Genomic DNA, 10242 nt, shown 5'->3' with positions numbered 1-10242 from the left:
TCAGGGGTACGCCGAGTCGCTCGGCGAAGGCCCGTAGCTCGGCGTCGGCGCCGGATCTCGGCACCTCGGATCCGGCGATGATCACGGGCCGCCGGGCCTCCGACAGCATCCCGAGGATCTGCTGCGCCCCGGCCTGTGAGAGCCCGGGCCCATGATCGGCCCCGTTCAGGAGTTCCGTCGCCAGGTCGGGCAGGTCGATCTGCTCGGTCAGCACGTCCCAGGGGATGTCCACGAGCACCGGCCCGCGGGGCGCGGACAGCGCGGTGCGGATCGCGCGGGCCAGGATGCGGGGGATCAGCGACGCACGTGTCACCCGGTGCGCCCACTTGGTGACGGGCGTCGCGATGGCCACCTGGTCAAGGCCCGCCTGCAGGGTGTTGGTCTGGTCGTCGGCGAGCGGTCCGGACGCGGCGAGGTAGAGCACGGGAGTGCGGTCCAGGTGTGCGTTGGCCATCGACGTCACCGCGTTGGTGAACCCGCCGCCGGCAGTGAGCAACGCGACCCCGAGGGCATTGCGCACCCGGGCGTAGCCCTCCGCCGCATGGCCCGCGTTCATCTCGTGCCGCACGTCCACGATGGGCAGCCGATGGTCGAGCGCGGCTTGGTACACGGAGTCGATGTGCGCGCCGTTGATGCCGAACATCCGGTCGACACCGGCCTGTTGGAGGATACGGACGACGAGGTCGCCGCCGGTCACACGAGTCATGGATGCTGCTTCCTTTCCGGACGCCGGGCGTCAGACGCAGGTTTCGCCGCCGTCGACGGCCAGGACATGGCCGGTGACGAAACTCGACTTCGGTGAAGCGAGCCAGTACGCGGCTTCGGCGACCTCCCGCGGCTCGGCCACGCGGCCGAGCGGGGTCCCGGCGGCGACGGCGGCGGCGTCGAGGTTCTCGTGTTCCTCCAGGTGCCGCAGCATTCCGGTGCGGGTGATGCCCGGGGCTATCGCGTTGACGCGGATCCCGTGCCGGCCGTGCTCGGCGGCCGCGGACCTGGTCAGCCCGACGATGCCGTGCTTGAAGGCGGAGTACGCGGCCCCGCCACCGGGGTTGCCCACCAGGCCGGCGACCGACGAGGTGTTCACGATCGCGCCGTGTCCCTGCCGCACCATGACGGCCAGCTCGTGCTTCATGCACAGCCAGACGCCACGCAGGTTCACCGCCTCGGACAGCTCCCAGCTGTCGCTGCTGAGCTGCTCGATCGGGCCGACCGGCGGCGCGATGCCCGCGTTGTTGAACGCGGCGTTCAGGGCACCGTAGGTGTCGACCGCCGTGGCCACCATGTTCTCGACCTCTTTCTCGACCGAGACGTCCACCTGGACGAAGACGGCCTTGCCGCCGGCCGCGGTGATGGTGGCGACGGTGTCCGCGCCGGATTCGGAGCGGTCTGCCGCGACGACGGAGGCACCGCGCTCGGCGAACAGCTCCGCCGCCGCCCGCCCGATGCCCGAGCCGGCACCGGTCACGAGCACGACCGAGCCCTCCATGTCGTGCGTCGTCACTGTCGGGCCTCCGCCGCGGTCAGGATCTCGTCGTAGATGGGGTTGGCGAGGACCGTCCTCTCCACCGCGGCACGGCGCGGGTCCCCCTGGTCGGTGGGGACCGATGCGAGGATCGCGTCGAACCGGCGGGCGAGCAGTTCCCGATGCTCGGCATGCGTCAGCACGTAGAGCCTTTCCTCTCGGATCGCTTGCAGGACCCGCTCGCCGACTTCCCGCGGCTGAATCGCCGTCTCGTGCAGATCGGCCTCCGCGGTGGCGCCCGGCGCGTGCGGCCGCGGCTCGCCGGGGGGTGGCGGTCCCTTGTGGATGTTGGTTCGGACGATTCCCGGCGTCAGGACGGAGACGTTCACCGGGGTGTCCCAAAGTTCGGCTGCCAGCGCCTCCATCAGCCCCACCACACCGAATTTCGCGGCCACGTAGAGCGCTCCGGGTGTGCCCAGCAGACCGCCGATCGACGCGGTCGAGACGATGTGCCCGGGGCGGCCGGAGGCCAGCATGCGCGGCAGGAAGGTCCGTATGCCGTTGAAGACGCCCGTGAGGTTGATATCGAGCACCCAGTCCCACTGTTCGAACGTCGCCTCGGCCACCGGTGCGAGGAATCCGACGCCCGCGTTGTTGACCAGCACGTCCACGCCGCCGTAGCCACGGTCGAGTCGGTCGGCGAGGGCGGCGAACGCCTCCCGGTCGCGTACGTCGAGCTCGATGGCCTCGGCCTTGCCGATGCGCGCGAGCTCGCGTTGCGCGCTCTGAAGCGTCTCCGGGACGACTCCGCAGATGATGACGTTCATTCCGGCGTGGCACAGCGACTGTGCCACGCCGAGACCGATCCCGCTGTCTCCGCCGGTGATGAAGGCGGTCTTGCCCGCGAGGTCTCGCATGGCCGTCAGTCGTTGCCGCGGTGGACGGCGATGGCGCGGTCCAGGGTGGCGTGGTCGGCCCAGCTGCCGTGGAAGCCGAAGGGCACTCGGCTGGGGAGCTTGACCCGGGCCAGCGGGGTGCGGCGCAGGTCGGCGGCGTCGTGGATCAGCAGTTCGCTGAGGTTGGTGCTGCGATTCCACCACAGGGAGAGCAGGTAGCCGTCGTCCTCGGCGCGGGCGTTCTCGCGGGCGACGAAGACCGGTTCGCCGGGGCTGGTGAGGCCGTCCGGGCCTTCGACGACGGTGGTGCGGTCCAGGAGGTAGTCGTGGCGGGCCAGTCCGTCGGACATGATGTCGTCGGCCAGGCCGCGAGTGGTGACGAAGTAGCCGTAGCGGTTGGGGCGGCCCGTGTACGCGTCGTTGATCTTCGGGAACTCCCCGAGGACGCCGCTGATCATCTCCTCGGTGGCCCTTCCGGTCGCCAGGTCGACGCGCCACCGGTAGGGCTGGGCCGGGGGGAACCACTCGTGGGAGGTCACCGGCGTACCGATGCGGTCGATCGGGGTGCCGAGCCGGCTGATGCGGTGGCCGTCGATGACCAGCCGGCCTTCCTGCTCGTAGGCGTTGAAGAAGTGGGTGTTGGCCCAGTGGCCGCCGAGCTCGTGCCAGGTGACCTCGTGGGTGTGGCGGTTCATCAGGACGATCTGCACGCCGTGTTCGAGGGAGTCCTCGTCCCAGACCACGCCGGGCCTGCTCTGCGCGACCAGGTCGAGGCGGAACTGGGCCGGGGTGACGAAGAAGACGGCGTAGGTGTCGCTGACGGCGAAGTCGTGCATGAGGACCGGCACACCGATGTCGAAGGAGTGCGAGTCGATGATCTCGGCGGTCTTCACGTCGGCGCGGTACCAGGTGATCGTCGGTCCGACGGCGGCGAAGAACAGCATGTCGCCGCTGTCCGGGTCGGTCTTGTAGTGGCCGGTGCACAGCACGTCGATGCCGCCGTGGAAGTCGTACGTGCCAATGGTGCGCAGGGTCTCGGGGTCCAGCGCGTGCGGCAGTCCGCCCTCGAAGTAGACGATCAGGTGGTCGTCGAAGAGGCCTGCGTTGATGTTGGCGACGTTTTTGGCGGGCGGGGCTCCCTCGGGCAGTCGAGCGGGAGTGCCGCCGTTGACGAAGCCGCTGTAGATCGCTTCTCCGGCCTCCACCTCGACCTTCATCGAGTCGGTCTCCACCCAACGTGTGCGGTAGGCGGCCCGGCCCTCGCGCAGGTAGATGCCGCACACCATGCCGTCGCCCTCCCACCAGTGGTAGCGGTCGGTGTTGCGGGGCCGAAAGCGGGGGTTGGAGGAGACGCGGAACAGCGCGCCCGCAAGGTCGGCCGGTATCTCGCCGTCCACCTCCAGGTCATACCCCTCGCTCTCCTCCGTCCAGGGCGCGAAGGGTCCGTTGAGGAACTTGTTGTCGGTGGGCCAGTCGGCCCCCGCGTCGGCTTTCCGCATCTGCCGGGGGACGACGGTGATGGGGTCCATGGGCATGGAACTCTCCTGCAGCTCTGGGGGTTGGGGTGGTCAGAAGGGGTACTGCGGAAGTTCGCCCCGTACAGTGACCCACTGCTGTTCGGTGAAGGCTTCGAGGTTGGCAGCGGCGCCGCCGTGGCGGGATCCGGTGCCGGAGTCGCCGACCCCGCCGAACGGGATGAGCGCCTCGTCGTTGACGGTCTGGTCGTTGATGTGGACCAGCCCGCTGGGCACGCGCTCCGCCAGGGCGAGGCCCTTCATGACGTCCCGGGTGAGGATGCCGAGGGACAGCCCGTATTCGGTGCCGGCGGCCAGGCGGGCCGCCTCGTCGAGGTCCTGGAAGGGGACGACAGGTGCGACGGGGCCGAAGATTTCCTGTGCGTAGGCGGGCGCGGTGAGCGGCACCTCGGTGAGCACGGTCGGCCGGTAGAACAGGTCCTCGTAGGTGCCGCCCGCGGCCAGCCGGGCGCCCGCCTCGACCGTCTCGGTGACGATGCGGTGGATGTTGTCGCGCTGGCCGGCGTCGATGACCGGTCCGAGGGCGACGTTCTCACCGAGCGGATCGCCGACCGGGAGCGCGTCGGCGTGCTGGGCGAGCAGGGCGGTGTAGTCGTCGGCGACCGAGGCGTGCACGAGGTGGCGGCTGCTGGCCATGCAGATCTGGCCGGCATGCACGAAGGATCCCCAGGCGCCCACCGAGGCGGCCTTCTCCAGGTCGACGTCGTCCATGATGACGAGCGCGGAGTTCCCGCCCAGCTCCAGGTGGACCCGCTTGAGGTGCTCGGCCGCGGCGATGCCGATGGCGCGTCCGGCCCGGGTGGAGCCGGTGAAGGCGATGACGGGGATCTGCGGGTGTTCGACGACGGCCGCGCCGACGTCCGCGCCGCCGGGCAGGACGTGCAGCAGACCGGGCGGCAGACCCGCCTCCTCGAAGACCCGGGCGAAGACGACACCGCCGCTGATCGCGGTCCGCGGGTCCGGCTTGAGAACGACCGCGTTGCCCAGGGCCAGCGCCGGAGCGACCGCCCGCATGGCCAGGATGACCGGCACGTTGAACGGGGCGATCACCCCGACCACGCCGACAGGGACACGGCGGGAGAAGGACAGCCGCTGCTGCCCGGAACGCAGCAGCTCACCGTAGGGCGCCCCGGCGAGGGCGGCGGCCTCGTGACACTCCTCCGCACCACCGCTGGTGACCTGCAGGGCGGCGAACGGCCGGATCGCTCCGGACTCCCGCATCAGCCAGGTCTCGATCTCCTGCTGGTTCTCCTCGAAGAGACGCGCTGCTCGGCGCAGCACGGCCGCGCGGTCCGAGTACGGCCGGGCGGCCCACTCCCGCTGGGCCCGCACCGCCTGCTCCACCGCCTTGTCAACGTCGGCCCGCGTGGCAGACCCGACACGCGCCAGTCTCTTGCCCGTTGCGGGCTCGACGGCGTCGTACACCTCGCCGGAGCCGCTGATCCACTCGCCCGAGCCGGAGAAGATGCGGCCGTCCCAGGTGCTGCTGTCCAAAAACGTCATGGTGTCCCGTTCCAGTAGCGCGTCGTGGCGCGAAGGTTATGTGTCGTATCGCGAAAATTGTGTTGCGCGGTGTCTCAGGTCACAGCCGTGGTCTCACCTTGCGGAAGGCTCCAGACAGAGCCAGCGCACCCGGTCCGGCGGCGAAGACCAGCAAGCCGACCACGAGGTACGTGAAATCGATCTCGGCTCCCCCACCCCGTTGGGGCCGAGGACACCGGTGTGCAGGCCGAACTTGTAGAGGCCGTGCAGGACGAACAGCCACCCGGTCACGGCCCGCGGAATCAGGAGCGCGGCGCCGTGCAGCCCGGCCGTCCGGGACGTGGTGCTGCGATAGAAGCGGAACACGGGGATCTCCTTGGGGTGAGTCGGGCCCGCGGGTCGGTGGACGGCCGTGCTGCGGGCGCCCGCGCGGGTCACGGCCGGGCCTGATCGGTCAGTGACTTCGCAGTGCCTCCACGGGACGTCGATCCCGGCGAGCAGCCCGGACGACGGTGGCCGAGCTGGCTCGCCCGGCATCGGAATGGGCCATGAGGCGCCTCCCGTAGTGACTTCAGCGGTCCCGGCAGGCTCCCAAAAGCAGTGCCGACGTCCCGCATATTCGGACATGTATGTCTCGATGCAGGACGCTGCACTGAAAGGGCGTGTGACGTCAAGAGGCAGGACGCTGTTTCCTCACGGTTGACCTCGGCCGCCTGGAGGTCTAACGTCCTGTAAAACGAAACCTTAGTCCTGCAAAAGGAGACGCATCATGGCCATAACCGGACTGGGGCACACCGGCTTCTGGGTCGACGACCTGGAGAAGATGCGCGACTTCTACGAGCGGGTGCTGGGTCTGACCGTCACCGACGAGGACGAGGAGAAGGGCATCGTGTTCTTCTCCTCGTGCCCCGAGGAGGAGCACCACGAGTTCGTCCTGCAGCGGGGCCGAACCGCACCCGCCGGTGCCAAGCTGACCCACCAGGTGTCGTGGCGCGTGGACTCCCTGGAGTCGATCATCGACTTCCACCACCGGTTCCGCGCCGAGGGCATCGAGGTCCAGCAGGAGGTCACCCACGGCAACGCGATCGGCATCTACTTCTTCGACCCCGAGGGCAACCGCAACGAGGTCTACCTCCGGCTGGAGCGTGATGTACGCCAGCCGTTCCGCAAGACCCTCGATCTCGACCTGTCCCCCGAGGAGATCTTCGCCGAGGTCGAGCGGCTGCTGACCGAGGGCGGCCCGGCCTACCAGCCGGTCCAGTAGCCGGCGGAACGACGGAAGGTCCCTCATGACACCGCCACCACCGGACGTGCTCGTCGTGGGCGCAGGCCCGACCGGACTGACGGCCGCCCACCTGCTGGGCTCCCGGGGCGTACGGGTGCTGCTGGTGGAACGCAACACCACCACCAGCAACGACGCCAAGGCGATCAGCCTCGACGACGAGTCGCTGCGCACCCTTCAGTCGGCCGATGGTCTCGACGAGGCCGTCTACCCGATCCTGGTGCCGGGCACCGGGACGAGGTACTTCGGCATCGGTGGGCGAATGCTCTTCCACGCCCGCGGCACCAGCGACCAGCGCTACGGACATCCCTTCAAGAACCCCTTCGCCCAGCCCGACCTGGAACGAGTGCTGCGCGAGGAACTGCGCCGCCTCCCCACCGTCGACGTCCGCTTCGACACCCGCCTGACAGATGTCGTCACCCAGCATTCCGACCTGGTGCGCGTCATGCTGCGTACGGGCGGGGAGGACGGGCCGGTCGAGAAACTGGACGTGTCCTACGTCCTCGGCTGCGACGGCGGCCGCAGCACCCTACGCGACCTGCTGTCCATCCCGATGCAGGGTCGCAGTTTCCCGGACGTGTGGCTGGTGGTCGACACTCTTCAGGACACGCACGACCAGCGTTTCGGCATGCACCACGGTGACCCCGACCGCCCCGTCGTCATCGTCGCAGGACGGGACGGACGTTGCCGCTACGAGTTCCGCCTGAAGCCGGGCGAGTGCGACGCCGGCACCCCGCCGCCGTTCTCGTTGGTGCGCGAACTTCTCGCGCCCTACCGGGAGATCACATCCGAGCAGGTCGAGCGCGCGGTCGCGTACAGCTTCCACGCGCTGCTGGCGGACCGCCTGCGCGACGGCCGCTGCTTCCTGCTCGGCGACGCCGCGCACATGATGCCGCCGTTCGCGGGGCAGGGCCTCAACTCCGGTGTCCGGGACGCGGCCAACCTCTGCTGGAAGATCAGCGAGGTCCTGGCGGGCCGGGCGAACGACAGGCTGCTCGACACCTACGACACCGAGCGGCGTCCCCATGCCCGGGCCGTGATCGACCTATCCGTACGCCTCGGCCGGATCGTCATGACCACCAGCCGCCCCCGCGCCCTCCTGCGCGACCTGCTGATACGCACTGCCATGTACACACCACCCGGACGCCGCTACCTCACAGAGATGCGCTACCGCCCCGACACCCGCGCGACATCGGGCGCCGTCGTCGGCATCGACGGACCGGGCCGCGGGCTCGTCGGCACGATGCTGCCGCAGCCGCGGGTGCTGCGGGGACAGGACCACCACGTCATACGGCTCGATGACGTCTTGGGACAGGGCTGGAGCCTGCTGGGGGTCGGCGTGACCGACGCCGACTGGACCGCCGTAGCACGGACCGGTCTCCCGGACGCCGTCTCCGTGGATGTCCTCCTGGACGACCGCGCACCGCGCGACCGTGCCGGCCGGGCAGAGATCGCCGACGCCGACGGTCAGCTGGACGCCCTCTTCACCGGGCTGGCCGGGCACTTCGTCCTCGTACGCCCCGACCGTCTGGTGGCCGCCGTGTTCACCCCGGATAAGGCCGAGTACGTCGACGCGAAGCTTCGGCACTTCACCTCCCCCTTCCCGGCCCTCACCCTTCCCGACCCCGAGATCCAGCCTGATTCCCCAGGAGTACGCCGATGAGGCTCAGCACCGTCCGTGTCGCCCACGACCACGGGACCGCCGCCGCCCGGCAGGACGGAGACGAACTCGTCCTGCTTCCCTTCTCCGACGTCGGCGCGCTGCTCGCCGCAGGAGACGACTGGCCGCAGCGGGCGGCCACCGCGGACAGCGAGCGCCTGCCCCTGGCCGAAGTGTCGCTCGCCCCGCTCGTCCCTCACCCCAACAAGATCATCTGCCTCGGCCTGAACTACGCCACCCACATCAAGGAGATGGGCCGCCCCACCCCCGCCCACCCCACCCTCTTCGCGAAGTACGACGGTGCTCTCATCGGCGCACACGACGACATCCACATGCCGCCCGTCAGCGACGACCTCGACTGGGAGGCCGAGTTGGGGGTGGTGATCGGACGCCCCGGCCGTCACGTGCCGCGCGAGAAGGCCCTGGAGCACGTCGCCGGATACACGGTCGCCAACGACGTCACCGTCCGCGACTGGCAGCACCGCACCAGGGAGTTCCTCTCCGGCAAGACCTTCGAGGCCACCACCCCGGTCGGCCCCGTCCTCGTCACCACGGACGAACTCCCGCTCGGCGCCTCCGGTTTGGACATCTCCTGCAGCGTCGACGGCCACACCATGCAGAAGTCCAACACCGCCGACCTGCTCTTCGACGTCGCCGACACTATCGCTTACGTCAGCACCATCATCACGCTGCTGCCTGGCGACCTGATCCTCACCGGCACCCCGGGCGGCGTCGGCGCCGGCCGCGACCCGAAGGTCTTCCTGCGCCCCGGACAGGAACTCGTCACCGCGGTCGAAGGCATCGGAGAGCTGCGCAACACCGTCGTCAAGGACCGGCTGTAGACCGGACAGGCGGGCGGATGGGCGCGGCCCGCAACGGCCCGCGACCATCCGCTACAGTGTCTCGCATGTCAGGAAACGCGTCCCCCAGTTACCGCGACCGCAACTCCACGGCCGACCGGGCACTCGACATTCTGGCCATGTTCGACGACGTCCACCTCGTCATCTCCGGAACCGCCGTTGCCGATCACCTCGGCGTGGCACGCTCCACCGCCTATCGCTACCTCCAGAGCCTGGTGAACGGGCGCTTCCTCGAAGAAGCCCCCGGCGGCGGCTTCCGGCTCGGCCTGCGGGTGCTGGAGATCGCCCGGTTGGCCCGCCGCAGCTACGGCCTCTCCGAGGTCGCGCAGCCGTCGATGGAGACGCTTGCCGAGGACGTGCACGAGACCGTGCTGCTGACCCGGCGCACCGGGGACCTGGTGGTCTGCGTCGACCGCGCGGAAAGCACCCGCGCGGTGCGCATCTCCTACGAACGCGGCAGCGCCCTGCCCATCAACGCCGGCGCCTCCGCCCTCGTCCTGCTCGCCTGGAGCCCCGAAGAAGAAGCCCGCAGACTGCTGGAGAACGCCGTACTGCGCCGCTTCACCCCGGCCACCCTCACCGACGTCGACGCCCTGATGGAACGCCTCGGCCGGATCCGCCGCCTCGGCTACTCCGTCACCCGCGGCGAACTCGACCCCGACGTGGTTGGCATCGCTGCCCCGATCCGCGACGAGAACAAACAAGTCGTCGCCGCAGTCAGCGTCGCCGCCCTCGCCTCCCGGATCTACCCGGAAGCCGAGACGGAGATCGCCCAGAAAGTCCTCACCACAGCCGACGAGATCAGCGACCGGATGGCAGTCGTCGCGGGATGACCCCGCCCGCACGGTTGGCGCACGGCCCCGAACCGCGCTGGAGGGGACTGCTTGGTCGCCTTCGACGCGAACCTCTACTCGGTGCCCGCCCGCAGGGTCCGCCCCCGTCAACTGGTCGAGATCCGGGCCACGAAGTCCCAGGTCACGCTGCACTCTACGGTCCCCGGCTCGGACGGTGAGACTCTGCTGGCCGCCCATCCGCGGGCTGTTGGCCGCGGCGCCCGCATCGTCG

General features: G+C 69.8%; 11 protein-coding genes. 5 read left to right on the top strand and 6 right to left on the bottom strand.

Going from position 1 to position 10242, the window contains the following annotated elements; genetic code table 11:
- From M8J73_RS41380 to M8J73_RS41355, 6 genes are all read right to left on the bottom strand, one after another.
- Positions 1-706, bottom strand: a 706-nt coding sequence (locus M8J73_RS41380; RefSeq protein WP_249829791.1) for a thiamine pyrophosphate-binding protein, incomplete at its 3' end; no start/stop codon positions are given.
- Positions 707-736: 30 nt separating this feature from the next.
- A complete protein-coding gene (locus M8J73_RS41375) occupies positions 737-1501 on the bottom strand; it encodes an SDR family NAD(P)-dependent oxidoreductase (RefSeq protein WP_199844542.1) in 765 nt (254 codons plus the stop codon).
- Positions 1498-2379 carry an SDR family oxidoreductase gene (locus M8J73_RS41370; RefSeq protein WP_055543000.1) on the bottom strand — a complete coding sequence of 294 codons (882 nt, stop codon included), beginning with the start codon at positions 2377-2379 and terminating at the stop codon, positions 1498-1500. The genes M8J73_RS41375 and M8J73_RS41370 overlap by 4 nt, the downstream gene beginning before the upstream one ends.
- A 5-nt stretch (positions 2380-2384) precedes the next feature.
- Positions 2385-3893: a carotenoid oxygenase family protein gene (locus tag M8J73_RS41365; protein WP_055542999.1), complete on the bottom strand. Its 1509-nt coding sequence runs from the start codon at positions 3891-3893 to the stop codon at positions 2385-2387.
- 33 nt (positions 3894-3926) lie between these two features.
- Positions 3927-5396, bottom strand: a complete 1470-nt coding sequence (locus M8J73_RS41360) for an aldehyde dehydrogenase family protein (RefSeq protein WP_055542998.1) — start codon at positions 5394-5396, stop codon at positions 3927-3929.
- Positions 5397-5489: 93 nt separating this feature from the next.
- Positions 5490-5741 (bottom strand): hypothetical protein, encoded by a 252-nt coding sequence (locus M8J73_RS41355; protein WP_055542997.1) that lies wholly within the window; start codon positions 5739-5741, stop codon positions 5490-5492.
- Between the two features lie 403 nt (positions 5742-6144).
- Here M8J73_RS41355 and M8J73_RS41350 point away from each other — a divergent pair, with 403 nt between their 5' ends.
- From M8J73_RS41350 to M8J73_RS41330, 5 genes are all read left to right on the top strand, one after another.
- Positions 6145-6639, top strand: a complete 495-nt coding sequence (locus M8J73_RS41350) for a VOC family protein (protein ID WP_055542996.1) — start codon at positions 6145-6147, stop codon at positions 6637-6639.
- A 25-nt stretch (positions 6640-6664) separates the two neighbouring features.
- Positions 6665-8320, top strand: coding sequence for a bifunctional 3-(3-hydroxy-phenyl)propionate/3-hydroxycinnamic acid hydroxylase (locus M8J73_RS41345; protein WP_055542995.1), 1656 nt, complete (start codon positions 6665-6667; stop codon positions 8318-8320).
- Positions 8317-9159 (top strand): fumarylacetoacetate hydrolase family protein, encoded by an 843-nt coding sequence (locus tag M8J73_RS41340; RefSeq protein ID WP_067246252.1) that lies wholly within the window; start codon positions 8317-8319, stop codon positions 9157-9159. Before M8J73_RS41345 ends, M8J73_RS41340 begins: the two co-directional genes overlap by 4 nt.
- A gap of 65 nt (positions 9160-9224) precedes the next feature.
- Positions 9225-10010: an IclR family transcriptional regulator gene (locus M8J73_RS41335; protein ID WP_067246250.1), complete on the top strand. Its 786-nt coding sequence runs from the start codon at positions 9225-9227 to the stop codon at positions 10008-10010.
- A 51-nt stretch (positions 10011-10061) separates the two neighbouring features.
- Positions 10062-10242 (top strand): Mu transposase domain-containing protein (locus M8J73_RS41330; RefSeq protein WP_443740387.1); only part of this gene is annotated, 181 nt, incomplete at its 3' end.

This window comes from Streptomyces neyagawaensis (genome assembly GCF_023516595.1).
Lineage (GTDB): Bacteria > Actinomycetota > Actinomycetes > Streptomycetales > Streptomycetaceae > Streptomyces > Streptomyces neyagawaensis.
This window is presented reverse-complemented; position numbering and strand designations above follow the sequence as displayed.

Excerpts from the sequence above, each read along its gene's own strand:
- M8J73_RS41345 (WP_055542995.1), top strand. The coding sequence starts at position 6,665 with ATGACACCGCCACCACCGGACGTGCTCGTCGTGGGCGCAGGCCCGACC.
- M8J73_RS41335 (WP_067246250.1), top strand. The coding sequence starts at position 9,225 with ATGTCAGGAAACGCGTCCCCCAGTTACCGCGACCGCAACTCCACGGCC.
- M8J73_RS41350 (WP_055542996.1), top strand. The coding sequence starts at position 6,145 with ATGGCCATAACCGGACTGGGGCACACCGGCTTCTGGGTCGACGACCTG.
- M8J73_RS41340 (WP_067246252.1), top strand. The coding sequence starts at position 8,317 with ATGAGGCTCAGCACCGTCCGTGTCGCCCACGACCACGGGACCGCCGCC.
- M8J73_RS41365 (WP_055542999.1), bottom strand. The coding sequence starts at position 3,893 with ATGCCCATGGACCCCATCACCGTCGTCCCCCGGCAGATGCGGAAAGCC.
- M8J73_RS41360 (WP_055542998.1), bottom strand. The coding sequence starts at position 5,396 with ATGACGTTTTTGGACAGCAGCACCTGGGACGGCCGCATCTTCTCCGGC.
- M8J73_RS41370 (WP_055543000.1), bottom strand. The coding sequence starts at position 2,379 with ATGCGAGACCTCGCGGGCAAGACCGCCTTCATCACCGGCGGAGACAGC.